Annotated in this window: 23 protein-coding genes; 3 read left to right on the forward strand and 20 right to left on the reverse strand. The window is 34.8% G+C overall.

Features of this window, described 5'->3' with window-relative positions; all coding sequences use genetic code 11:
• Positions 1-907: 907 nt before the first annotated feature.
• Positions 908-1,756, reverse strand: a complete 849-nt coding sequence (locus tag IJE64_RS06675; RefSeq protein WP_292783798.1) for a DUF1002 domain-containing protein — start codon at positions 1,754-1,756, stop codon at positions 908-910.
• A gap of 244 nt (positions 1,757-2,000) precedes the next feature.
• Here IJE64_RS06675 and IJE64_RS06680 point away from each other — a divergent pair, with 244 nt between their 5' ends.
• The 3 genes from IJE64_RS06680 (at position 2,001) to IJE64_RS06690 (ending at position 4,518) form a co-directional block, all read left to right on the forward strand.
• On the forward strand, positions 2,001-2,807 hold the full coding sequence (locus IJE64_RS06680; protein ID WP_292783801.1) for a DUF169 domain-containing protein: 807 nt from the start codon (positions 2,001-2,003) through the stop codon (positions 2,805-2,807).
• Positions 2,808-2,861: 54 nt separating this feature from the next.
• Positions 2,862-3,551, forward strand: a complete 690-nt coding sequence (locus IJE64_RS06685; protein ID WP_292783804.1) for a hypothetical protein — start codon at positions 2,862-2,864, stop codon at positions 3,549-3,551.
• 268 nt (positions 3,552-3,819) lie between these two features.
• Positions 3,820-4,518, forward strand: coding sequence for a thymidylate synthase (locus IJE64_RS06690; protein ID WP_292783807.1), 699 nt, complete (start codon positions 3,820-3,822; stop codon positions 4,516-4,518).
• A gap of 12 nt (positions 4,519-4,530) precedes the next feature.
• Here IJE64_RS06690 and IJE64_RS06695 read toward each other — a convergent pair whose 3' ends face one another.
• The 19 genes from IJE64_RS06695 to IJE64_RS06785 form a co-directional block, all read right to left on the reverse strand.
• Positions 4,531-8,205 (reverse strand): C1 family peptidase, encoded by a 3,675-nt coding sequence (locus IJE64_RS06695; protein WP_292783810.1) that lies wholly within the window; start codon positions 8,203-8,205, stop codon positions 4,531-4,533.
• 110 nt (positions 8,206-8,315) lie between these two features.
• Positions 8,316-9,293, reverse strand: coding sequence for a choloylglycine hydrolase (gene bsh, locus IJE64_RS06700; RefSeq protein WP_292783812.1), 978 nt, complete (start codon positions 9,291-9,293; stop codon positions 8,316-8,318).
• Positions 9,294-9,302: 9 nt separating this feature from the next.
• Positions 9,303-10,712 (reverse strand): nicotinate phosphoribosyltransferase, encoded by a 1,410-nt coding sequence (locus IJE64_RS06705; RefSeq protein ID WP_292783815.1) that lies wholly within the window; start codon positions 10,710-10,712, stop codon positions 9,303-9,305.
• A 76-nt stretch (positions 10,713-10,788) separates the two neighbouring features.
• Entirely contained in the window at positions 10,789-11,334 is a 546-nt protein-coding gene (rbr, locus tag IJE64_RS06710; RefSeq protein WP_292783818.1) for a rubrerythrin, read from the reverse strand.
• Between the two features lie 104 nt (positions 11,335-11,438).
• Positions 11,439-11,984 (reverse strand): rubrerythrin, encoded by a 546-nt coding sequence (rbr, locus tag IJE64_RS06715; RefSeq protein ID WP_292783820.1) that lies wholly within the window; start codon positions 11,982-11,984, stop codon positions 11,439-11,441.
• A 111-nt stretch (positions 11,985-12,095) separates the two neighbouring features.
• Positions 12,096-13,067 (reverse strand): methenyltetrahydromethanopterin cyclohydrolase, encoded by a 972-nt coding sequence (gene mch, locus IJE64_RS06720; protein ID WP_292783823.1) that lies wholly within the window; start codon positions 13,065-13,067, stop codon positions 12,096-12,098.
• Between the two features lie 136 nt (positions 13,068-13,203).
• Positions 13,204-15,477: a BspA family leucine-rich repeat surface protein gene (locus IJE64_RS06725; protein ID WP_292783825.1), complete on the reverse strand. Its 2,274-nt coding sequence runs from the start codon at positions 15,475-15,477 to the stop codon at positions 13,204-13,206.
• Between the two features lie 99 nt (positions 15,478-15,576).
• Positions 15,577-16,077: a nitroreductase family protein gene (locus IJE64_RS06730; RefSeq protein ID WP_292783828.1), complete on the reverse strand. Its 501-nt coding sequence runs from the start codon at positions 16,075-16,077 to the stop codon at positions 15,577-15,579.
• A complete protein-coding gene (locus tag IJE64_RS06735) occupies positions 16,078-17,634 on the reverse strand; it encodes a ClC family H(+)/Cl(-) exchange transporter (RefSeq protein ID WP_292783831.1) in 1,557 nt (518 codons plus the stop codon). It lies immediately after the preceding gene.
• Positions 17,635-17,719: 85 nt separating this feature from the next.
• Positions 17,720-18,037, reverse strand: a complete 318-nt coding sequence (locus IJE64_RS06740; protein ID WP_292783834.1) for a transcription factor S — start codon at positions 18,035-18,037, stop codon at positions 17,720-17,722.
• 71 nt (positions 18,038-18,108) lie between these two features.
• Positions 18,109-18,510 carry a hypothetical protein gene (locus tag IJE64_RS06745; RefSeq protein WP_292783837.1) on the reverse strand — a complete coding sequence of 134 codons (402 nt, stop codon included), beginning with the start codon at positions 18,508-18,510 and terminating at the stop codon, positions 18,109-18,111.
• Positions 18,511-18,518: 8 nt separating this feature from the next.
• Positions 18,519-18,950, reverse strand: a complete 432-nt coding sequence (locus tag IJE64_RS06750) for a hypothetical protein (RefSeq protein WP_292783840.1) — start codon at positions 18,948-18,950, stop codon at positions 18,519-18,521.
• Between the two features lie 117 nt (positions 18,951-19,067).
• Positions 19,068-19,388: a DUF2149 domain-containing protein gene (locus IJE64_RS06755; protein ID WP_292783844.1), complete on the reverse strand. Its 321-nt coding sequence runs from the start codon at positions 19,386-19,388 to the stop codon at positions 19,068-19,070.
• A 7-nt stretch (positions 19,389-19,395) separates the two neighbouring features.
• On the reverse strand, positions 19,396-20,040 hold the full coding sequence (locus IJE64_RS06760; RefSeq protein WP_292783848.1) for a MotA/TolQ/ExbB proton channel family protein: 645 nt from the start codon (positions 20,038-20,040) through the stop codon (positions 19,396-19,398).
• 13 nt (positions 20,041-20,053) lie between these two features.
• On the reverse strand, positions 20,054-20,761 hold the full coding sequence (locus IJE64_RS06765; protein ID WP_292783851.1) for a DUF2162 domain-containing protein: 708 nt from the start codon (positions 20,759-20,761) through the stop codon (positions 20,054-20,056).
• A gap of 144 nt (positions 20,762-20,905) precedes the next feature.
• The gene (locus IJE64_RS06770; RefSeq protein WP_292783854.1) at positions 20,906-21,385 is read right to left on the reverse strand and encodes a hypothetical protein; all 480 of its coding nucleotides are present in this window, start codon (positions 21,383-21,385) and stop codon (positions 20,906-20,908) included.
• Positions 21,386-21,393: 8 nt separating this feature from the next.
• On the reverse strand, positions 21,394-22,017 hold the full coding sequence (locus IJE64_RS06775) for an energy-coupling factor ABC transporter permease (protein WP_292783857.1): 624 nt from the start codon (positions 22,015-22,017) through the stop codon (positions 21,394-21,396).
• The gene (locus tag IJE64_RS06780) at positions 22,017-22,481 is read right to left on the reverse strand and encodes a hypothetical protein (RefSeq protein ID WP_292783859.1); all 465 of its coding nucleotides are present in this window, start codon (positions 22,479-22,481) and stop codon (positions 22,017-22,019) included. The genes IJE64_RS06775 and IJE64_RS06780 overlap by 1 nt, the downstream gene beginning before the upstream one ends.
• Positions 22,482-22,565: 84 nt before the next feature.
• Entirely contained in the window at positions 22,566-25,121 is a 2,556-nt protein-coding gene (locus IJE64_RS06785) for an FmdE family protein (RefSeq protein WP_292783861.1), read from the reverse strand.
• Positions 25,122-25,234 lie beyond the last annotated feature (113 nt).

Raw genomic sequence — 25,234 nt, forward strand, 5'->3', positions numbered from 1 at the left:
ACTCTTGATAAACTGGTCTAGGAGGTTTGGCATATAATCTATCATCCCTACCTTGAACTGGACGAGGTTGTGTTTGTTCACGAGCTGGATAACGATTCTCCTTGAGTTGTTCGTAAGGCCTTTCTTTACTTCTTGCTTGCCTCTCATCAAGAGTTTGTGAAAATCTAACCATGATATCAAACCTTTTTGTTAAGTAAAATTAATCTATTAATGAATTAATTTATGTTTTTAATTAGTATATATACTAAATGGTTTATTTTATAGCATTATTGTGAAAAATTAAAAAATAATAAAACTATGATGTCACAATTAGAATTAACATGATGGACATATTCAATAAAAAAAAGGTTTCATGAATTGAATGGGTTGGAACCCATTCATTTTATATAAATATCTTATCCCATGACAAACATGGTTTTAAACATCAATGATGTCTGTTTAATATTATGAATTTAATCATATTTAAATCCTTTTATTCCTTTTATCTTAAATTTGTTTATTTTCATCTAAAAACAATATTACAAGGTCATTACAATTTTATTTAATGAAATACTGACCATATTAAATATTATAGACCATATAAAGATATATTCTAAATGTTGGAAAAACTTCTATAAATATCTTATCGTGTTAATTATGAACTATGAATTAACGGTGATAAACATGATGGAAGATATTTGTGTAGCAATTGCCTATTGTGTAATTGCTGCACATTATATCCACCTAGCTATAGGTTAAATAGCATGGTTGTGTGAAAAACCTAGTTTAGTAGTTTAAATGAATGATATTGACAATGTTAATTGACTAGTTTTCTCTCAACATTTATAGTTTGGAACACAACTATTAATTGTTAAATCCAAAAACTTCGAAAATAACTATTAAAAAAAAGAAATGGAATTAAATCCCCTTAAAAGAAGGATTTAATCCAGTCAAACAAGGAATCCAATGAAAAGTCGCCACTGGTGGCATTATCCATGAAATCGCTTACCTGACTTTGATAATTGCTTACATCATCCTGTACGTTTTGAACTTGTTGAATACTGTCAGCCAAGTTTTCAATATCGCTGTTTGTAATGTTGATGTTGTTGGTTTGAACATAATTGTTAATGATGTTTACGATTGTTGAGTGATCTGTAACATTATCGTTTGAGACTTCTTCTTTTACATCATCGACCAATTTTGACAAATCATCTGCAGATACATTGGAATTGTTGATTATCTCAGCTTCTGTATAAATTTCATCGTTTGCAGCTTGTTTTACGCTGTCTGGAATTTCAACATCAGTTACCTCTTCATATGAATTCATTATGCCTGCTAAAGCGGATTCCCCACTGGCAGACACAGGGCTTGTCACATAGACATGGCCACTAGTAATTCCGGCGGATTTCAAAGCGGATATGTACATATCGCCAGTGATTACTGTAATCTTTGACTTGTCAACGCTTACCTGAAGATTGTCATTGTCATTTAGATCCACAAGTGCTGATGACAATATCTGGTTTGAATTATAGGTCCTTCCTGTTATGGAACTTGAAACCTTGTTAACCTGATCGGCAGTGATTATTTTTGAACCTACATTGTCGACATCATAGTTTGTTTGACTTTCAAAGAATGAATCGACATTTGATTTATAGTTTGAATTTGCATAGGTTGTCTCACCATAAGTTATTACAACATTGGAATCAGTTGAAAATCCTACTGGGATTAGCATGCCCACAAGGATTAAAGCTAATATTGCTATAGTAATCTTACGCATTTTTATCACCTCTTTTTGAATTCCTATTTTAAATTAGCAGAAGTAGTATATAAATGTATAGTTTTTTGAAAAATATCAATGAAAATTTAAATATAAAAAAATCTGTAAAAAATATACAAAGCAATAACCAAATATTTTAAAAAAATGTTCATTTGTTCGAAAAATTGAAATTAAAAAAAGGACTTAATATAATTTAGATATTTCAAAAGGAAAACATTCCAAGAATTCAAATTGAGGAGAAATCATGAACAGCAATATAGCAAAAGAAATGAACTTTAAATTACCGCCAATCGTCTTGATTAAATCAAATATAAAACCCGAAAATGCAGTGGGGCCTAAAAAAGGTAAAGGCGGATGCGTGATGAGTTTTGTTGCACAAACCATAGCCAAGCGAAAGGTCACATGTTTCGGAAAGGAAAACATTACCTGCGGAGGGATTGCCTCAGCTTTCGGTTGGGGAAGCGGACTTGCAGATGAGGATGCTATTGACTTTCAAGCGACATTCCTCTCCTGCGGTGTTGAATCTGCACCAGACAAGGACAGCTACAAAAGGAGACTTGAAAAGATGAACCGCCACACAAGCGAAATGTTTGTTGAAGGCGAAAGGATTTTTGCAGACTTTGAAACAGCAAAAACAAACATTAAAAATAGGCCCATCTATGACAGCGAGAATTATGTAATCTTTAAAGGTCTTGAAGATTTAGATGAAGGAGAAATTCCGAAATCCGTTATATTTACTGTCAATCCCATTGAGCTGACCGCATTGATACAGCTGAACTCCTCATTCAGGGTTAAGGATTCATATATCCTGACTCCTCAGGCGTCAGCCTGTCAGGCAATCGGCAATTTTGTCTTTAAGGAGGATGAAAGTGAGGACCCAAAGCCTATATTAAGTCCAATTGATTTTGCAGGGCGAAGCAAGATGAAACACTTCATACCAAATGATTATCTCATATTATCCATGCCCTGGAAGTTATTTTTGAAATTAGAGGAAATTTCTCAAAAAAGCGTTCTTCAAACTGAACTGTTTAAAAAATTCAAAACACAATGAAATGTCAAAAAAATATTATAGTAAAACCGACAAACATTAACTAAAGGTGAAAATTTGCGAAAGAAAACTAAAATAATACTGATTGTGGTTATTCTGTTGATATTTGCCGGCTTATTTTACTATGAAGAACATAGGTTATTGCCTACAAGCAGCCACATCCTTGCAGATAATGAATACGGAACCGTTGAAAAAGACGTATACGGCAATGCAAGCTCAAATACCACAATAGCTTTGATTACTGGAATCCATCCAAGGGAAACATTGTCTATTGATCCTGAAATTCAGGCCGCAAAGGAATGGGCGGCTGAACATCCTGACATGAAAATAATTAACTATAAGGTTACGGTAACAAAAGACCCTGATGATTACAAAAAAGGAAGGGCAAATGGGGAAAGTCTCGTTCACAACTTCGTAAATCCGGACATCATGTCCTCAGACATCGACTGCGTAATCATAAGCCATTCCCATATCGCAGGTTACGGTGAAGGATTCTATTTGGCAACACCTGAAATGGACAATGCATCAGTTGAAATAGCTGAAAAAATCGACAATGCAAGTGATTTCAATTATTATCACACTACCGGGAACGAAACATACAAATCAACCTCAGCAGTGCTCGTGTCCAGGCCGCTAGCGCAGGCCGGCTATCCAACATTCGTATATGAGATTCCGGAAGACATTACCGAGTGGGATTCAACCGGCAAAACAAAAGAACTGTTTGATTTGTTTGTGAGATTCATCTAAATTTCATCATCCCCTTTTTTCAATTATTTCATGCATAATCATATGACTTTTTAATTGAAAATATCCTTGATTAAAGTAATGGATATTAAAAAAAATATCTAAATCATCACATCAAATTAGAATATACTAAAAAGTATGGAGAACATCCTATAAAACAAACTGTAATAGATATATGGAAATAAAATATTTAACTATTCTTTTCAAAAATATCAACTATTAAATACGATTATAAACATAATTTTAATTAATTTAAAAAGGGATGTTTTTTATGTTAACTATCAATCAATGTTATATAGATTTTGTAGATAAAATCTTGAAGCAAGGAAAAGAAACTTATAAAGACTCAAATCATCATTTGGTTGAAAGTCTAGGTAATTTTTATATAATTGATGACCCATTCAACCTAAAATTCAGAGCCAAATATCAACACTATACACCTGAAATGTTGTTGAATGACATCAAATCCGGAAAATTCGACATGGAAGCATGTCCCATTAAAAGTGATGCATTATACGAATATGTAAAATCAGCCGAAAATCCGGATGACCAAGGTTTTGTATACACCTATCCAAATCGTATCTATGCACACTTCGATATTGATCAATTCAACACAATGAAAGAAAGAATTTTGACTGCAACCGGCTCAAACAGGGCAGTGGCAGTTACAATTGACCCTCAATTAGATTCTGACAGGGAAGACATACCTTGCCTTCAATTTCTGCAATGCCTCGTGCGTGAAAATGAACTGACAATACACTGCATATTCAGAAGCAATGATATTTTCGGTGCATTCTACTCAAACATGTTCTTCATCGCATACCTTGGCTTGAAAATGAAAGAAGAAGTTAACAAGGAGATTGTCGGTGAAAAATTAAACTTTGGTGGAGTCCACTACCACTCAACCTCAGGCCATATATATAACACTGATTTAAGAGCAGCCCGTAAATTAATTAAAGCAAACAAATAAGGTTTTATAACCTTATTTTTTTACTGTTATTGTTTTTGTGATTTTTGCATTTCCATAAGTTGCAGTTAATGCATATTTACCAATAGCAGAATTGACTTTTATCTTGTATGTAGCTATTCCCTTTGAATTTGTCTTTGCACTGTAGGTTTTTCCTTTGAATTTGACCTTAACTACTTTTGATTTTAAAATAGATCCTTTGGAATTTAGCAACTTTACAGTGTATGAAAATGTTTTAGACCTCTTAACAGTTTTATCTGACATGACCAAAGTAGGCTTAACGACTACCTTATTTGAAACCTTGAATCCTTTGTATGTGGCCGTTATCGTATATGTATTTGGAGCTAGATTTATTGTCAGATAGACATAACCACTATCGTCCGTGTACTTGTAATAATTTTTGCCATTTAGGTTAATTACCACCTTAACACCTTTTGCAATGTTTCCATTATCGTCATATGCCCTGACCTTATAGGTGGTTCCGGCACCATAATACATTGTAATGTCTTTATTTGAATTTAACCTATCAACTACAGTGATATCCTGGCTTTTGACATCACCAGTGACATTATTCACAACATAAATCGTATATAAACCTGATGCCAAATTGACATTGAAATTAATTCTGCCTTCCGAATCGGTGTTTAAATCATATGCTGTGGAATCAACAATGACGCTTGCGTCCTTATTTTTTAATGGAATTCCATTATGGTCATATAATGTAGCCTGATAATTGGAGTTTAAAGTGTATTTGGTAACTTCAGGCAGGCTTATGGTGGATTTGACGGTTATTGTTCTAACCAAATCCAAATAATGGTTGGTATCATAATTTAATCCTACAGTAACATTATATATTCCAATATTCAAATTCAAATCAATGCTGGCTATTCCTTTAGAATCTGTTTTTTCAACATAATTTTTATTGTTGACATTGAATCTGATTTCCTTGCCGCCTACAGGATTTGAAGAACTGTCAATTAATGCTACCCTATAGTTAATTGCATCCGTATAATATGAAACAAGATTTTCAGCATTTAAGTATACGCTTTTTACGGTTGCATTCAGTGATGATGAGCTTGAGACATAACCGTTTGCATTGAATGTGGCTTTGACCACATTGCCTGTAGGGTTTTTAAAGAGGTAATTTATCTTGGCCACACCATTTTTAACATTGGATTTAACATTTTTTCCTTCCACATTAAATATAACTACACCACTCTCGACAAGATTTCCATAGCTATCCCTAACTGTTGCGGTTATTTCAGCAGGATTCACTGGATCTGATACATCTAAGCTTAAAGAGGTGTTGATTTTATCAAAGATTGTGAATGCCTTAATGCATGCAACTTGGGAATCATATGTATGATTCGGATATTCCCAAACCAGCTCATATAAATCCGCCCAATTCTTGCCGTCGTAACTAATAAATGAAATATCTTCCCTGTAGGTTTCCTCGTTAAGTGAAATTGATTCTGAAATAGGAACCCCTGCATCCCCATCGACAGTTATCTTGAATACTACTTCAAATACATCCCCTTCTTTAAGGGTGATGAGTTCGCCTAAACCAATTGTTGAATAGCTGCCTGGTGATTTTCCGGATTTTGTAAGCTTTAATGCATTATTAACATAAACTGATAAGACCCATGATGTGTCTTTTGCGAAATATGTTGATACTGCCGCCAGATATTCGTCAGAAGTTGCAGTAAATTTATTCTTATACCAAACAGTGCTGGTGGTATTGTAGAAGAAATCTGTCCTTCCCTGAACATCATACTGGTAATTCTTATCATATTTAATTGAATCATTTAAAATAAATGCATATGAACAGTATTTTCCAGGTTCTGCAAATCCAGTATCATAATAAGATATATACCAATATCCTCCGTCACCGGAACCTACCCCATGACTATTCTTGATAATCCATGCCCCATCACCATCAGGCATTACTGTAGAATTGCCTTTAGTGTAAGCGAAATTGCTTCTTGAGTAATTGTCATCCCAACCAACTATGGCTACAGAGTGATCAGCATCGGGAGTGCCATCATAATATCTATTATTGCCTTTTACATGAACTCCAGTCCACTTAATGCTTGCTGATACAGCACCATAATCCATTATTGCTTTTTTAATTGCATTATTGTCTGTTAAATTGTCCCTTTTGAAAAATACAATATTTTGAACATGAATAAAACTGGTTAACAGAGGAGACAACCTGGATTTAGGATTATACGGGTTATCAGTTTCGTTTACAGGACCTAACCAACCGGTCAAATATCCTATAGCCATCCTGTCATATCCTCCAGTATTGGTTTCCATTGCCCATCCGTAAGAGGAATACATGGATATCAAATTTTTCATATTCTCTTCAGATAAATCGTAAGTTGTATTCATAGCTTTTAAAATAGCTGATTCGAGTGCTGCAATAGAAGAAAATGCCCAGCAGTTTCCTCCACTGCCCTGATCTTTAACAGGAGACACCTGACCAAGATCCCTTAAATCATACTTATCAGGAAGGGTTCCGTTAAAAGAAGGATTGTATTTAATGAGGATGTATTGGTCATTTTCAAAGGTAATGTTCAATTCATCAGATGAATATGCATCATTGTTTACAAATGAATTGTTCAGTGCACTGTCATAAAGGGAGTCATAAAAGAAATCGCTGATAACAGAATAGACTGCGCCTCCAACAGTTGCGGTATTGTTGATGAACCTGTTGTCGCATATTCTAAATATCTCGACACCTTCCGCATATAATGCTCCTCCATTTTCTGCAGAATTATTCACCAATGTTGAGTTGAATATGTAAAATGTGTCATATAGGCTGTATACTGAACCGCCGTAGTATTTTGCCTTATTGTTTCTAGATATGAAATTAGTTAAATTAAGTTGTGAACTAAGTGAAGTTATTGCTCCTCCGAATGATGCTGAACAATTGCTTATCTCTACGCCATTTGTCTTCAAGACTGAATTTAGCAGGAAAATTGCGCCTCCGCCATCAAACCCTTTAGAGTTATCATTTATAAATTTAGAGTCATAAATTTCCATATGAGCATTATCTTCACAGCTAATGGCTCCTCCGTAATTATTTGCATTACAATTGATGAATTGTGAATCTTTAATGTATAAATAACACTCATTTATATTAATGGCACCGCCGCTATTTCCCGAATTGTCTGTGAAAGTGCAGTTATTGAAATTGTTTATGGACTTCTTAATAGCAGTAATCATGCTTAATGATGAAGATGAAAAACCTTTAAATATCGCATTGTTTGCCGTCAGATTATATCCGTTGTTTTTGATTCCAGTGTAAAGTAGAGTGACATTATTTAATGTAAATGTCCCTTTTAATTGGAATCCTACTGTAGGATATGTAATGATTGTATTTTCAGGATCACTCCCTATGATAGTCACGTTATTAACATAACTGACCCTATCCAATACATACCTTCCGTTGGCTAGGTGAATAATAGAGTCACCCTTAATTCTCCCGGACGTTAATGTCTTGTAAGGATTTTCCTGAGAGCCGTCTCCTGAATCATTTTCAACACTTGCATCAAAGTAGTAATCATGAGAGGTGGTATCCCCTCCCACAATAACCGTATCATTATCCATTGCAAAGCTTGTCGGGATTACAATAAACAAGCATAATATTGAAAACAATGCGAATATCTTAATTTTATTCAACAACATTCCTCCACTTAACAATTTAAACACATGTTTTTGGTTAAATTGTATAGAATATTGTTATTTCTAATTTTTATAATATAAATAATGTTTGAAAAAATACAAAAAAAGATAAGTTAATTAATGAAGTTAACCTGTTCTTCATTAATTAATAAATAGTTAATCAAGTCAGCAGAATCCAAATTCTCATTATTTAAGCTAACTGCAGTAATCTGAGAGTTATTATAAGTCCTGTAATATAACACTGCCTTATTGGTGTTGTAACAGGAAGTGTAGATTGTATATTCATATAAGTTAGGATCTGAAATGAATGTGCATCCGTTTTGCTGTTCAACAGAGCCTAGAATATGGAAAAATTGGCTGACACTGCTTGCCTCATCATCTCCGGAATATGAATTTGCACGGGTAAAGGCGACCTTTGCAAATCTTGAAGCAGAAGACAAATCACCAGGAAGGCCTATACCTCCCATTCCCCTTGAATACTCATCCAAATCTATATCTCCTCCAAATGTATTTTCAGGGTTCTTATTTGATAGATTTCTATAGTTGTTTAAATAAAATAGCTGCTTATCGAATGGAGGGTTGTTTGTTAAAACGCCGACAGGATTATCATAGACTTTCAAACCATCTTCAAGAGGTTCAACCACAATCGATTCATTCTCATCAGATATCATCCAATGAAGAGGAGATAACGGAAGCTCATCAGCGAAGTTGATGTCCACAAGATTAATCTCTGAGATAAGTTCGCGTGCCTCAGCCACATTTGCTGCCTTTCCAAGCAAATACGGTATGAACTCAAAGGGAGTCACATTGACCATTCCTTCCTCAAATTCCTTGTAAACAGCATTTCCTGCAAAATTTAACCCTGCAATAGCCAATCCCTTTTCATTGCATGCGTCATAGTATAAAGGATATGAATCAATGCCTGCCGCTATTCCGATTATGGCATAGTGGGATTCGATGGAATCTATTTTTCTAAAGTCAAACTTATAATTTCTTGGAGTAATTGTTACCCTTTCGTTGTATGAAATCTCATAGTCAAAATTACGGCCAAAATAATGGCCATCTGTTATATAATTGCTTGCAGTGCACATTTTATCACATCATAAATAATTTGAATAAACTAAAGCCCTTCTTTTAATATTTGCAAAATCATCATCAATTAACAATTCACCATCCCTAAATACAGTTTGTAGACAATCTTCACCTTCATCATCAATCGAAACTGTTTTAAATGAATTATTTTGATTAATTAATTTAAATCTGCCAGTTTTTGATTTTTTGCTTGAATCAAGAGGGTTTTTAAATATATCATGCCATTTTCCATCCCTCAGTTGGGCGGAACATTTAAATGCATTTCTTTGAGTATCACGATTTACTGCGGTGTGGAGGCCTCCACCCATACCGAATATAATATTTTCAGCGGCCCAGCCATTTGATTTCATCGCAAATAGGATATCCCTTATCTTTTGATAATTAAGACCGTCACCCCATAAAAGACCAATATTCAAGTCAAATACATTATATCCTTTTGAAGTTAAATGGGATCCAAAACCATCAGATAGTAAATTCAGACAATCAATTGTTGTTGATACCGGATCTCCACTATCTGGCCTGAATACAACCTTATTTGTCTCTCCATCCAAGAAATTCAAAATAGCTTCATTCAACTCGCTTCCTGATTTTCCAGCCTCTTGCAAGAAATTCCTGTAGTTGTATGAATCAATAACCAAAGACAGCACTCCATCTTTGGCCTTTTCGATGACATTTAGAATTTGGGATAGTTCCCCGTCAGGACCCAATGAAGTCATTACGCTATGTTCTGTAGCCTGGACAGAAAAACCATATAATTGAGAGTCATTATAGTAGTTTTCAGGTATTGAAAGGGAAGGAATTGTGTCAGTTCCTGAAAAACTAAGCAAATGCGCCGAACCGGACAGCATTGCGGATTCTGTTGAAGATGCTCCCCTATATCCAAAATCATGCAACATGAAATCCAGGTTATCCTTGCTGGAGCCTGTCACCTCCAGATAGAAATTTGCGAGTTTTCTAACTTCAGCGGAAAGAGTTGCAACAGTTGACGGATACCAGACCTGCAAAAGCAATGGTTCAAGGTAATTTGGAAGCCAATATGATTTCTTGTCAGTATTTTCAACAGTCATCAACGCATTGCTTACATCAACAGGAGTCCCTTCAGCCACTGCCTTAATTTCGATTGGAAGCTTACCACAGTGTTTGTCTAAAATATACTCCCATCCTTCCTTGTTGAATATGCCTTCGCCAATGTGAGATGAGATTATCTTATCTGCCTCATCAATTTTCTCCTGACTGACGACTTGGCCTTCCAGGTACTTTTTGATAATATATTGAAGTCCATAAAAAATAGTTTTATTAAATTCGGCACCCACTCTGCTTTCAAGATACGAATAGATTTTTTCTGTGCCCTTTGGATAGAAATAGTGATGAGTTACCTTGTAACTATCGGTTAATAAACAAATATTATTTTCAATCATAATATCCCTTACTGATATGTTAGTAAGATGATATTAATATAAATTATCAAAAAAAGAAAAGAAAATGAAAAAAAAATTAGATATAACTTTCATCCTTTTTTCTAAAGTGGGCTTGTGGGTGATCGCATAACGGACATACTTCAGGAGCATCGGTTCCATAATGGATGTATCCACAGTTATTGCATTTCCATGCAATTTCCTCATCTTTCTTAAATACTTTACCTGCTTTAATTTTAGCGGATAATGCATTGTATCTGTCTTCGTGTGCTTTTTCAGTAGCGCCGGCTGCATCGAATAGTTCTGCTATGTCATCGAATCCTTCTTCACGTGCAACTTCAGCAAATTCTTTGTACATGGAAGTCCATTCTTCATGTTCGCCTGCAGCAGCATCTGCAAGATTGGTTTCAGTGTCAGGTACTTTCCCATCGTGCAATAATTTAAACCAAATTTTAGCATGCTCCTTTTCATTGTCAGATGATTCCTGGAAAATGTCTTTTATTTCCACATAACCATCTTTTTTAGCTTGAGATGCATAAAATTCATATTTTACACGTGCTTGAGATTCGCCTGCAAGTGCAGCCATCAAGTTTTGTTCAGTTTTTGAGCCTTTTAAATCTGTCATTTAAATCAACCTCTAAATTATGATTTAAATTAATTGAGTATATAAACATTTGGTGAAAGTTTGGTAACTAGGAATTAAAAAAAAAGGAATGAAAAAGAGTAAAATTATTTATAATTTTGTGCTCTTTCTTCAAAGTGTGCTTTTGGAAGTCCGCATACAGGACATTTTTCAGGTGCGTTAGGTCCTGAGAAAACAAATCCGCAGTTTTCACATTTCCATTCAATGTCTGCTTCTTTGTTAAATACCTTGTCAGCTTCGACATTAGCTAGTAAGGTTCTGTATCTTTCTTCGTGTTCTTTTTCTATTGCACCTACTTTTTCAAATAAGAAAGCAATCATTGGGAAACCTTCTTCTTTAGCAGTTTCAGCGAATTCTTTGTACATTGAAGTCCATTCTTCATTTTCGCCGTCAGCTGCAGCATTAAGGTTAGCTATTGTATCTGGAATTTCTTCATCATGCAACAATTTAAACCAGATTTTAGCATGTTCCCTTTCGTTTTTAGAAGTTTCCATGAATATGTCATGGATTTGAACATATCCTTCTTCTTTTGCTTTAGCAGCAAAATATTGGTATTTTGTATGTGCTTGAGACTCACCAGCAAAAGCTGCTTGTAAGTTTGCTTCAGTTTTTGTACCTTTTAAATCAGTCATAATATACATCTCCAATAATATTAGATATGGTTGTTATTATTTAAAAGGTTTGTTAAAAAAAATTGAATGAAATTTAATTTTAAAAAAAAAGAAGAAATGATAGATGAAAATCTATTCATCTACGCCAAAGGATTTTTTAAGTAAATCTGCGTTTACGAATCCTTCCTTATAAATTTTACCAGTGGTTAAATCGTTGATTACTACTTCTGCAGGAGCAAACATTCCTTTATCGATTTTATAGAAGTCAAATTCGGCTTCTTTAAATACATCAAAGAATGGTTTACCATATCCGTCAGCAGCGGAAGATGGTAATTTGGCTGCTACATCAGCAACATCATCGTTTTCATCAGATTCAACATAGTAATAAGTTCTTCCACCGAATAAAACAGCATCATTGGTTTTACCCATAGCTTTAAGTCCATCTGGGTCAACCGGTGCAATTGGAGCGATTCCGGCAGCATGTTTTACTTTGGTTACGTCGAATTTAATAGCTTCCAACATTTTGTAGGTTCCGTTTTCAACAACTCTTCCGGAAATTTGGATGGATCCGACAAGGGAAGAAGTAGGAGCTACAAGCAAGTATACATTTTTAACGTCAACTTTACATTCATCAGCAATATATTGAGCGACATCTTCACCAGGCAATACATCAGCTTCCAAAGTTAAGATTGCCAAATCAGCTTCACTATCTTCATAACCGATTTCTTCATAGGTTTCTGCTGGCTTTAAAGCAATTGCTCTAGCAGGTCCTGAACCTAATGCAAAGAAATCTCCTACAGATACAGACCAGCCTGCTTTTTGAGAACCTAATGTTGAAATGGAAGGTGAGTCAGTTTTAATTTTTACTGAAGGAAGTGCGAATTTTTCAGATAAGTCTCCAGGAATTGAAATTCCTACATCAGCAAGTCCACCAAGACAAACTTTAGTATAAAGTTCTCCTGCTTTAAAGCTTCCATCTACATTTACACCACAATCTAAAACAGTAGCACCATTTCCTAAAGTTTCTACAGCGATGTTCAATTCATCTGCTTTTTCAATCATTACATCTACGGTTTTTTTAGCTTCTATGTTTACACTTACCATAGTTTAACCTCATATTAAATTCTAACTTATAACTTTTAAGTTAATGATTTAAAGTTTATATTTATTATTATATAAAACTGTCTAAATGAATTTAAAAAAAAGATGAGTAACTCAAAGCATGAAAAAATGCTAATCATTATTTTTTCTTATACCATTTTGGATATTTTTTCAAGGAAGTGCAACCATAAAATATGTCCTTCATATCCTTAACGTTGGAGACCTTCCACGGATTTAAAAATGAAATATTTTCCAGAGAAACGCATCCGAAAAACATTGTTGCCATATTCTCCAGATTGGAAACGTTCCAGTTCGGCACTGGAGTGCTTATCAAAGAGCTGCAATTCCAGAACATTGCCCTCATGGACCTTACATTAGAGACATTCCAATTGTTCAAGGAGGAAATTTCAAAAAGGGACCTGCATTCCAGAAACATTCCTGCCATATCATCCACATTAGACACGTCCCAAAATGACAATGGAGAGAGATTCTTAAGAGACCTGCATTTGTGGAAAGTGAACTTCATTTTAGACACATTGGACACATCCCAAGATTTCAAAAAAGATATGTCAACTAAAGATTCACAGCCTGAAAACGTTCCATTCATCTTCTCCACTTTATTTGCACCGAAAGCGTATATCGCCTTAAGGGAAGTTAATCCAGCGTATCTCTCACTCAAATCGGTTTTTCCAGACAGATTTTCATTAACATAAATGATATCAGACCTGTTTCTAACATCACTCCAACTTGTCAGGTTTGTACCGTCCTTTAAGATAATGAGAACCTCCAACTCACCTAGATCAAATAAATTTCCAGTGGTCCTGTTAAGGCTACTGAATTCTTTTAGATAAACATTGCTTTCATTGAATCCATCTTCCCCATACCATTTAGGATAAAATCTTAAATTATCGCAATTTTCAAAAACATTATAAGCGAACTTGATGCGCTTGAAAATCCAATAATCAAGACTGTTTAAATTAACAAGCTCTTTGCAGTCCTTAAACATTTCATTTATATTTTCCAAGCCAGACACATTCCATTTTTTTAAATGTGACACATCATTTAAAGCTTTACAGCCGGCAAATAGCTTTTCTGCAGAGACAATCCGGGACACATCCCAATTTGCTAAAGCGGAAAGGTCCTCTAATGATTCGCATCCCTGAAAAACTCCTTCTAATGAAGATAAACTTGAAATATCCCAAGATGCTAAAGCAGTAATGTCACTTAAAGCACTGCAACCATTGAATAAATCGTTTGCAGATGTCATGTTAGATGCATTCCATGATTTTAAAGAATTTAAATCAGCTAAAGATTCGCATCCGCTAAACATCAAACTGATATCGCCAACATTAGAGACATCCCAGCTCTCAAGAGCAGAAATATCCTCCAGCTTACCACAGCCATTGAATGCTGAGGCCATGTCGCCCACCTTAGATACGTCCCATGAGCTTAAGGAAGAAATATTTTCCAATGATTCGCAACCGCTAAATAAATCTTTCATAGCGATTACATTTGACACATCCCAAGACTTCAAGGCGGAAACATCTTTTAGTGAACTGCATCCTTCAAATAATCCGTCCATCTTTGAGATTCCTGAAACGTCCCAAGATTTCAATGCAGAAATATCCTTTAGGGATGTGCAGTTATTAAATAAAGATAAAAGACTGGAATTGCTGGTCATGTTAGTCAGATCCCATTTTGATAAAGCGGAAATATTTTTTAGAGAAACGCAACAGCGAAACATTGCGGTTATATTAAACACGCTTGACAAATCCCAATTTGCCAGAGCGGAAATATTTTCCAAAGACAAACAAAAATCAAATATGCAACCCATGTCCCTCACATTGCCTACATTCCAATTAGCAAGAGGAGAAATATCTCTAATGGAACTGCAATCTGAAAAAATATAATGCATATCTTCTACGTTGCTTACATCCCAATTGGTCAGGGCAGACAAATCCTCCAGTGAAGAACAATACAAGAACATGCAAGACATGTTTCTTAGATTATTAACCTTCCAGTTAGCCAAGGCAGATATGTCTTCAAGGGAACTGCATCCGCAAAACATGTCACTCATGTCATACACGTTTGATACGTCCCACGATTCCAAAGAGGAGATGTCCATCAATGATTCGCATCCTGAAAAAAGCCCATGCAAATCATCAATCTTGCCAAAACCTGAAGCAATGACTGCCTTTAAATTTGTCAAACCAGCATATCGCTCAGCCAGATTAGTTTCACCGAACAAATCTTCGCTTATATAAATAATATCTTCTTTATTCTCAACTTCACGCCAGCTAGTTAAGTTAGATCCGTTTTTCAAAATTATAAGAACTCTCAAACCGTTTAACTCATAGATACTTTCAGTAGTAGTATTTAAAAGTTCAAATTCCCTTAACTGCTTGCTAATCATATTTCTCAATTCCACTTTAAAAAAATTAGATATTAGTAGTTATGTTCAACTCAATATAAAAAGTTATATTATTTTTAGACAACCATTAGGAATTATCAATTAAAATCTGTCGAAATGAACTTTGGATTCATCATATCTGCTTTTTACCTCACTTTCATGAGCAGGATAGCCAACGCAAATAACTGAAAATGGAATGCAATAATCAGGAATTTCCAAATACTCCTTTAATTTAAATGTCCTATCTTCAATAGGATGAAAACCCAACCATACAGCTCCAAGCCCTTCATGAGTTGCTTGAAGGAGGATATTTTCATTGCATGCTCCTAAATCCTGTTCAATCATTCCATGAACTTTAGATTCATTTAGATTTCCCAATGTTATAATCAGATGAGACGCTTTTGCAGCGGGACCTGCGAATCTGTGCATCTTGGAAATGGCCAATTTGTCCTCATCTTTTGATACGACAATGAACTCCCATGGCTGCGCATTACAAGCTGATGGAGCCTGCATGCCTGCCCTCAATAGATTGTTAATCAATTCATCACTAACTTTTTCATCTGTAAACCTGCGAACACTATGCCTTTTGAAAATAATACTCATTTAACCACCGAATAACCTTTCAATCTCTTCACGTACATACGGATAGTCATTAACATCCGTCAATATATTAATCTGGTCACTATATTGAATGTTAAAGTCCTCAGTAGGAATTATATATTTTCCATTGCGAATTATAGAAACCACAATTGCATTTTTAGGGAAAGGAATATCTTTAATTTTAAAGTTGATGTAATCACAGTCCAGCGGAACAACATATTCTGATAGCACATGTTTTGATGGCTTTTTGACATATTCCCTGTTTTTGTTTAGCAATAACCTACCATATAATGATTCATAAATTGGCTCGTTTCCTAAAAGTGTTGGAACCACATAGGCTATCAGCGAAACGATAATCATTGCAACAAGGGATTCTGTTGAACCGCACATCTCAGCTAGAAGCACCACACCCGTAATCGGCGAACGTACTGTAGCTGCGAAAAATCCTGCCATGGAGATAATGACAAACTTATATATTAAGGCTTCCTGCCAACCGAATGCAGGAACAACAATGGACCCGAACACTGCCCCGATATATGCTCCCAATACCAGGATTGGCAAAAATATTCCTCCTGGAGCTCCAGATGAGAATGAAAACATTGAAAACAGATATTTCAACAATAACAAGAATATTAAGACACCAAGGGATGGAATGCCTACATTCAACATGTCCATCATAAAGTGTCCCCCATCGCTTATTTCAGGTATTGTCAATGCTATGACGCCTGACACCAAAAACACCAATACGAATTTAAGCCATGATGGGATTTTCAAGTTGGAAACAAAATCGCTGGACTTTATCATTCCGATGTTGTAAATATAGCCCAAAATACCAATTATCAGACCTAAAACGATTAAAATCCAATAGCATTCAAGAGGAATGTTTAAAACTGGAAATGTCAATGCAGTTGACTGTCCAAAAATAACTTTGGATATGAAATCAGATACAATGGCCGATACCAATGCGATAAAAACCAAAGTCTTGTCAAATCCATGATTAATCTCTTCAAAAACGAATATCACACCTGCAAGAGGTGCATTGAATGCTGCCGTAATACCCACAGCAGAACCTACCAGTATCAATCTCAATTCATCAGTTTTAGAACCTTTAAATAGTTTGGCAATGCCTTTTCCAGCCATACCGCCGATTTGGACTGATGGACCTTCAGGACCAAGTGATAGGCCACCTAATGCAGTTAGCACACCCGAAACGATTTTAGAGAACAATACCTTCGCCCAATTAGCTTCCATATGGCCTTTTACCTCAGCATAAACTTGGGGAATGCCGCTTCCTGCAGAATCGACTTCCCATCTAGTCAGCCAATCCACTAAAAGACCCATGATAGTCAAGGCAATGAAAAATAGAATAACATAAAATATATTGTCATGAATAATAGTCAAATAATCTCGTAAAACATGCTCTGAACCATAAAGTAAAAATCTGTAAAGACAAACCATCAATCCTGCAAATATGCCCACCATGATTCCCTGAATGGTTAGCTTAAAAATATATTTGGGATTTTCACTCACAGATTTCAATGTTTTTTCAAGATTTTTCATTAATTAATATTTTATTTTAAATCATATAAGTTATTTTCATAGTTTTCAACAAAATATTTTATACTTGCCATATAATCCATTATCTCTAATTAGAGCTTCTCCAGGTATTCCCGCATTTTGCGCATCTTATAAAATTAGTTGGAGCCTCATCGGCAGACCTTGTTTGCACTGTCCACCAGTACCCCTTTGTTCCGCCACATTTATAGCAGGTTATTTTTGTAGTTGGAAGAGCCACATTATTCCTATCGGTCACAATAACCTTTGCTTCAGGATTAGTTTCTCCTTCCATATGATATTGATCCTCAATATCTTCATTACTCAATGATTTTTCATAGCCGCATCTACATTTAATCTTGCCATTTTTAGGCATTAACATTTTACCGCAATCAGGACAGAATTCCATATAACTAAACACCATTAAAAATTCGTAAGTATTAATTTAATCAAACAACTTTATAAAATAATCGGTTGAAATTATTTGTAGTCAAAGTAGTTTGCAATCAGAACTATCAATCCGAAAATAGTCAATATCACATTATTGTCCAACACCAGATTGAAATTCCCAAAATTCAAACTGAGAGGATCCGGAAACACATTCGCTCCAAACACCATAGGCATTATATAGAGAAATGCAACAGAGAAAACAACAATGCATAGAATGGCCAAAATGAATCTCAGATAGTTGTTCGGAACTATATTATCATCAACCACGCGATTCACGCCGAATGCTGCAAAGACATACATTCCTAATAGAGCTCCCAAATATTGAATATAATCAATTTGTGAAATGGCCAAGAAAAACCAAAACATTATTGTTATTGCAATTGACCCTGCAAATGTCATGAACATTGATTTGAAAAATTCGGAATAATTCATCTAAACCCCTATTCAACATGTTTATAACGTCTATATATCAAGAAATTGAATATCAACATCACTATAGCAAAGAGTGCTAAATAAAATTCTTTGCTTAAAACTATCTCAAATGGAGCGCCATTATAATTCATTGAGAGGTATTCAGTTGCAGGAAATGCATTTGGACCGAACAATAATGGAATAATGAAGAGGAATACAGCATCAAATAACAGTATATAAGCCATGACAACAATGAATCTTGAAAAATTGTTTGGAATCTCCCTAGCCTCAATAAGGTTATTAACGCCATAAACAACTAAGAAATACAATCCAAACAGGTTACCTAAATACATTCCCCCATAAAGATGAAAGGAATATAATATATCGCAGGTAACGATAGCAATTATTAATGAAGATACAAAATTCAGAATTATTACCCTAAAGAAATGACCGCTCTTCATTAACATCACCAAAAAAATATTACTCAAAAATTATTATTATATTTGTCCCTTAAAACATATAAGGATTATTTATTATTTTTAAAAAAAATAGTTAAAAAAAGTTTTGATGTGAAAGGATTAACCTTCCACCATAATCAGCTTACCCGTAGCAGGGTCCTGATAGACTTTACCCATTTCAGTATAGCCCTGACCGGAGCTATTTGAAGTATCAGGTGTTTCATTTAATTGCTGACCTTGATCTACTTCGGTCACTTGATGTTGCATCTGTTCTTGAATAGAACTATCAGGGTCAATCATTGCTTGCATGTTCCAGCTAATTATAACAAAAACCAAAAAGCCAACAGCAATAACAAGCATCGCATCTACAAGGTTAGCCGTACCTGCCATAGGATCTTCTTCAACTCGTTTAGACCTACGTCTACCGCCTTTTCTTACCATAAAATCACTATTTACCCATATAATCAAGAACTGCATCAATCAAAGCATCCAAATCTGATAAATATCTGTCATACCATCCGGATCTTATTTTTCCAATAACATAACACAATGCACCGGAACCAATACCTACAATTGTGGTGTTGAATGCAACAGTTAATGAATTTGCAAGAGTGTTAATATCTCCAGCACCCAAAGCCGCAAGTCCTGGACCCATAGGTATTAAGGTACCCATCAAACCTAATGTCGGCCCGATACGGGTAATGATATCTGTTTTTTGCAATGCAGATTCAGTTTTCTCTTCTTCATGCTCAAACAATTTACGAGCCAATGCCTCTCTTGAACTGTCACCTAAATTTTCTGAGGATGCAATTTCAGTTAAAACCTTCTTTTGAGCTTTCGGAATATTAGCTGAGGAAATTACGCTTTTTAATTTTTCTTGGGATTCAGCTGAATTAATCTCATAAATCAAATCCCTTATAGTTCCAACAGGGACTTTGCGTCTAGAAGTGTACTCTGAAATTATCCCACCTAATGAAATAATAGTTATTACAACAATTACAAGTAAAATTACAAGTACGGGAATTGTCAAACTTTGTGAGATTACATCCAGAGAGCCTGTTAAAAATTCTCCACCAGTAACATTTAAAACCATATTTTTCACCTAATTAACTTAAAATACCGCTTCTTCTATTTATAATCACGCCACCGACCAACAATATAGCAAATGCTAAAATTATCATCAGTAAATCTTGAGGAGAACCAATGGTAATAGGAGTTAAGTCTTTTGCTAAAACACTGGCGATATTTGGAATCACAATTGATGAAATCAGGAAATATGCACCAAGCAAAAGCATGAAATTACCTAAAACAACAGGATATGGTTTTTTAATAAATCTAATAATTACATTTGATGCTAGATAAGTAACAATCATTACACCAACCAAAGCCGCTGCAGCATACCAACTCAAATTAAGTGAACTGACACCAATTGTTGGTGCAACAACCAGAACGCTTGCAATAATGGATCCGAAACAACAAGGACAAGGAGCTATAATCGCTATAGAAGTTGCCTTAGATGTGTTCTTATCATGTATTTTCCATTCCCTAATTGTGAATAAACCTGCAACAATCATGATAGATGCCATTATAATATAAAAGATTGTATTATAACTATAAATAGCTTGAACCAATTGTTCTGCAAACAATGAAGCAATAGCGGATATTAGAATTACTCCTCCTCCATATGAGATACAAATTATTGCAAATAATTTTTTAGGCAAATTAGCCAAACCTGATGCAAGCCCTATCTTTATACCGAAAACAAGAACTGATGCAAAAATACCAACTTGCCATAAAACACTCATCATATCCATATTAATTTCTCCATAATCAAATTAAATTTAATTAATTACAATTAAGTATTACTCTAATAAAGTATTTAAATTTTTAAAAATCGATGTGTATATAATAAAACATCAATATTATATTCAACATCGATTAATATAACATTTTCCTTTTTATTTTTTCGATTTAATTAAAACTCCAATACCGACCCCAATAATTACTCCAATTATTAATCCTGAAATCAAAGGAGTAATAAAACTGGAATCCCCATCAGAATTTACATTAACATTACTAATCTTAATCAACCCATCCTTAAGGGTATCATTATTTACATCATCGATAATTATTAACCTATCTGATACCTCAGAATGATTATCTAAAAACTTATGAGCAGTATCCTGATAAGCTGTGACAAGAATCCTTTTGTTTGAATTGTTCAACATGTGTTCAAGCTGATGAGCAACCTCATCATCGGAAGTGAACTTGTAAACACTGATGTTGATATCATTTGCATCGGCAATTTCTTTAACCAACACGCCATTGTCATTGTTTGCAATAACCATCATGTCTGCAGTGACATCAACTCCATGAGCATATAGCCCCTGAACAGCAAACAAAAGTACGATAAACATAATTAAAAATTTCTTCACCATATAAACACCTACATTTTGCTTAATTCCATTATTTCGGGTTTTATTTTTTGAATTGAATAAATTATAATGATGTTTGCAAAACCCTCAATAATTCCTATAAACAGATAAAATGGAACCAAAGTTGCTAAAAGGCTATTGAAATTCATAGCCCCTGACAATATTAAAATAAAAACTTGACCAAATGTCGCAAATATAATTCCAATGACTGTCGCAAAAAATATTGCCATCTTATCATTAATATCCTCCAATAAACAATAAAATCCATAAGTCACGAATGCAACAATGACACCAATGACTAAAAAATTAGCTCCAAAGCAAACAATTCCGCCCATATTCAATGCTAATGCCTGAACCAGTAATCCAAAAAATGACACTATTGACCCATTGAAGGGACCTAAAAGAATGGCCACCAATGGAATTAAAAAGAAATGAATCGGAACGCCTAAAGGAGAAGGAATGGATAAAGAGGTCACGACAACGAAAAATACTGAAAACAGCGCAATTGACACTATTGTTTTTTCCTTGTCTTCATTTCTAGAAAATTTATATAAGAATATTGCAATAATGACTATTGAAATACACCAATACACTATAGATTGTTCTATTGGAATTATACCATCCGGCAAATGCATTAAATCACCTTTATCTTACGTAAAAACACGATTAATCCAAAACCAATTATAAATGCTAATATAAGAATAATTACAGTTGTTATATTAAAAAATGAATCGTCATTATTCGCAGAAACATTAGTATTATTATCAGATGCATTTGTTGAACCATTGCTCAAAACGACTTCACTAACCCCACTATCTCCACCATTTCCACTGGATTGTGATGAAGACTGAGAACCTGAAGAATCAGAACTTCCACCACTAGAACCTCCGCCAGACGAACTTGAAGAAGATCCGCCACCATTAGACCCTGAGCTTCCTGATGGGCTTGAAGAAGAACCGCCACCGAAACCTGATTGGGATGGACTTGGGGAGTCAGAACCGCTTGAAGGGTTTGTAACTTCATCAGGATAATAGTTCCCATGTCCTGGATGCGCTGCAATGCAAGATATGGACATCGCAACAGTAACTAAAATTACCAAACAAAATAAAACTTTATTATTGATTTTTATCCCTCCAATAAAATAAAAAAAAATAAAAAAAAATATTTCACAGATGTGAAATATCTAGTCTTTACGTTTTAAATATCCGTAACCTAAGATAGCACCTAAAATACAAACAGCTGCAATTGCAACTAAAATTGCATTATCTGCAGATTTTGCGGCTGGTTTTTCGCTGATTTCATATGCATCACTGTCACTTGAATCATCGTCAGAAGGACTGTCTGATGAATCAGCACTAGCTGCACTAGCTGCACTAGTAGCTCTAGCTAAAGCACTTGAAGATCTACCAACTGCACTTCTACCAGATGTGCTTGAACCACCATTTTGAGAGTTAGATGAAGAGCCTCCATCCACTACTACATCAGAGTTAGTGTTTTCAGAGTCATCTTGGCTTTGAGTATTGTCTGTACTTTGAGCAGGTCTTTCTGGAAGTTTATCATCTAAACTCATTATATATGCTATTGAATTTCCTTGTTCAGTTTCTGTAGCTCCCGCAACAATCTGACTAAGCATGTCGCTGTCTATTTCTTTTTTAGCGGTTGCTTTGAGAACTGGCATTTTAACGATGTTTGGAGAAGAAGTGTCTCCTTTATATAATCTGATATATTCTTCATAGGAATTGGAACCTTTAGCAAAACTAGGCCATTCGCAATAAACAATCATTGCTTCACCAGTGTTTGTTGCTGAATTCCATTTAATAGCAATACCCACATTAGTACCGTTAGTGTAGGTTAAGTTATATCTTAAGTTATAGTAGTTTTCCATACCTGGAGATACACCTAAGAGTCTTGAAATAATATCGTCCTTACAATTGTCGTCAGTGGTAATGTAAATGTATGATTCATTTTCATTTGTTATTGGAAGTTCATCGTAAATAAAGTCAGTGATTAAATAACCAGGAGAACTTCCTCCGCAAACATGGTTGTGGAATAACCATGCAACTAAGACATCATAAGGAGGGTCATATGCCAATACGTTTTGAATAACGTAATTAGCGGTTCCAGTTGTATTTCCAGTTTCGATTAATTTACCAGTAGAAACATCATATGCTAAACTGTAGGATAAAGTATCTTTGTTGTTTGTACTGTTAATCCAATAGAAATCAAATACTAAATCTTTCCATAATGAAGCGTGTACAGGTAATAAAGTTTTTTTACTTAATCTGGAACCTAATACTTCAGTGATTCCATCTAAAACCATTTCACTGCTGGTTCCGTTAACCCTTACATAACTTGCGGAAGTCAATGCAAATAAATTAGGACTATCTTTTTCAACAACAACACCTTGTGATTTGAAGTAATCTAATGCCATGTTACTAGCATCGACTCCAATCTGTTTGAATTGTTCAGGAGTTAATTGGGTAACTTGTTTTGCATCTTGTTCTTCACGGGTTGCTTTTTTAAGGCTCAAGTTAAGTATATAATCCATATCTAAACCGTGAGCACTTTTTATGACATTACCTTTACCTACTTCCTGACCCATTATGTAATAAAGGTCATCTTCACTGAGACCATCTAATTCATATAAGACATCTACAAGGGAAGTTGGATTGTCTTGTAATGTTTTTATTAACCAGTTTTGGTATTTTAAATCATTTGTTGCACTTGCATCTGGATTTAAACCAGTCTTTGATTTGAAAGTTTCTTTGATTTTTGCTTCGTCATAGCTCATTATGACAATTAAACCGGTATTTGAGGTACTATTCCATCTGATAAATCCAGTCATGGATTTATCAACCATTGTATCTACACCAATGTACGCCCTTTTACCTGGAGTGATATCCATTGTCCAAGTAAATGCATCATCATCAGAGTCACCAGGAACTCCTATTACATAATATGCAGTGTTTTCAAGAGGTAAACCTGATTCCCCACGAGGTGGATAATATTTTAATAAGGTTTGTATCATGGCTTGTCCGCTGATAAGTCCTGTACAGACATGTCCGTGATAGGTCGCTTGCATCAGAATATCTTTTGAAATTCCGTTAGCCCATGAATTTGCAATACTGATGTATGAGTATGCATCATCATTTCCTAACAGCTGTTGTAATTTTTTCCATTCTTTTGCAGATAATTCTGGGCCTGCATTACCATAATACAGAGGAGTAGTTTCACCGTTTTTATAAAATGCCATAGTGAGCTTGTCACCGTTCTTAACGATGAATGCAATATTGGTTGGATCAGTTCTTATTGCGGATAAAGTCAAAAGGTTTCCTTTACCTAGAGAAACATATCCATCAGCTGCATCTAATATTCCATTCAAAACATTTTCAGTGGTAACGTTATTAATCCTTGTTAAACCTGCGGTTGTGATTACTAAAACATCATCTGCAGATTTGAAGTTTAGTTTTTTATCAGCAGCCATTGTCACATTATAACCAAGTTGATAGTTACTATCACCTTGCAATTTATCATCAACAGCTGAATTTGCTGAATAAACTGAAATTGAAGTTCCGACATTGTCATGGGATGCGTCGTCTGCAACTCCAAGCTGACTATCGGAAATTACTGCTGAAGAGTCCTCTGTTTGACCAGCAATATCTTCACTAGCTGAAACAGCAGTTACTAAACTTAGTGCCAATATTAATAACATCACTATTACAACACTATGTTTTTTCATTAACAAATCTCCTAAAATTTCGATATAATTACACTTTAATTATATCATTAGAAAGTTTAAAGTAATAACTATATAAATATTGATTATTACTAACATATGAAAAAATTGATGAA

Origin of the sequence: Methanobrevibacter sp. (assembly GCF_017409525.1) — an archaeon.
Classification (GTDB): Archaea; Methanobacteriota; Methanobacteria; order Methanobacteriales; family Methanobacteriaceae; genus Methanocatella.

What these genes read in the sequence shown, in the direction of transcription:
- IJE64_RS06770 (WP_292783854.1), bottom strand. Translation starts at nt 21,385, where the DNA reads ATGGTGAAGAAATTTTTAATTATGTTTATCGTACTTTTGTTTGCTGTT.
- IJE64_RS06760 (WP_292783848.1), bottom strand. Translation starts at nt 20,040, where the DNA reads ATGGTTTTAAATGTTACTGGTGGAGAATTTTTAACAGGCTCTCTGGAT.
- IJE64_RS06725 (WP_292783825.1), bottom strand. Translation starts at nt 15,477, where the DNA reads ATGATTAGCAAGCAGTTAAGGGAATTTGAACTTTTAAATACTACTACT.
- rbr (WP_292783818.1), bottom strand. Translation starts at nt 11,334, where the DNA reads ATGACAGATTTAAAAGGCTCAAAAACTGAACAAAACTTGATGGCTGCA.
- IJE64_RS06735 (WP_292783831.1), bottom strand. Translation starts at nt 17,634, where the DNA reads ATGAAAAATCTTGAAAAAACATTGAAATCTGTGAGTGAAAATCCCAAA.
- IJE64_RS06775 (WP_292783857.1), bottom strand. Translation starts at nt 22,017, where the DNA reads ATGCATTTGCCGGATGGTATAATTCCAATAGAACAATCTATAGTGTAT.
- IJE64_RS06690 (WP_292783807.1), top strand. Translation starts at nt 3,820, where the DNA reads ATGTTAACTATCAATCAATGTTATATAGATTTTGTAGATAAAATCTTG.
- IJE64_RS06675 (WP_292783798.1), bottom strand. Translation starts at nt 1,756, where the DNA reads ATGCGTAAGATTACTATAGCAATATTAGCTTTAATCCTTGTGGGCATG.
- IJE64_RS06785 (WP_292783861.1), bottom strand. Translation starts at nt 25,121, where the DNA reads ATGAAAAAACATAGTGTTGTAATAGTGATGTTATTAATATTGGCACTA.
- IJE64_RS06755 (WP_292783844.1), bottom strand. Translation starts at nt 19,388, where the DNA reads ATGGTAAGAAAAGGCGGTAGACGTAGGTCTAAACGAGTTGAAGAAGAT.
- mch (WP_292783823.1), bottom strand. Translation starts at nt 13,067, where the DNA reads ATGGTAAGTGTAAACATAGAAGCTAAAAAAACCGTAGATGTAATGATT.
- IJE64_RS06765 (WP_292783851.1), bottom strand. Translation starts at nt 20,761, where the DNA reads ATGGATATGATGAGTGTTTTATGGCAAGTTGGTATTTTTGCATCAGTT.
- IJE64_RS06680 (WP_292783801.1), top strand. Translation starts at nt 2,001, where the DNA reads ATGAACAGCAATATAGCAAAAGAAATGAACTTTAAATTACCGCCAATC.
- IJE64_RS06740 (WP_292783834.1), bottom strand. Translation starts at nt 18,037, where the DNA reads ATGGAATTCTGTCCTGATTGCGGTAAAATGTTAATGCCTAAAAATGGC.
- IJE64_RS06730 (WP_292783828.1), bottom strand. Translation starts at nt 16,077, where the DNA reads ATGAGTATTATTTTCAAAAGGCATAGTGTTCGCAGGTTTACAGATGAA.
- IJE64_RS06745 (WP_292783837.1), bottom strand. Translation starts at nt 18,510, where the DNA reads ATGAATTATTCCGAATTTTTCAAATCAATGTTCATGACATTTGCAGGG.
- IJE64_RS06695 (WP_292783810.1), bottom strand. Translation starts at nt 8,205, where the DNA reads ATGTTGTTGAATAAAATTAAGATATTCGCATTGTTTTCAATATTATGC.
- IJE64_RS06750 (WP_292783840.1), bottom strand. Translation starts at nt 18,950, where the DNA reads ATGAAGAGCGGTCATTTCTTTAGGGTAATAATTCTGAATTTTGTATCT.
- IJE64_RS06705 (WP_292783815.1), bottom strand. Translation starts at nt 10,712, where the DNA reads ATGATTGAAAATAATATTTGTTTATTAACCGATAGTTACAAGGTAACT.
- bsh (WP_292783812.1), bottom strand. Translation starts at nt 9,293, where the DNA reads ATGTGCACTGCAAGCAATTATATAACAGATGGCCATTATTTTGGCCGT.
- rbr (WP_292783820.1), bottom strand. Translation starts at nt 11,984, where the DNA reads ATGACTGATTTAAAAGGTACAAAAACTGAAGCAAACTTACAAGCAGCT.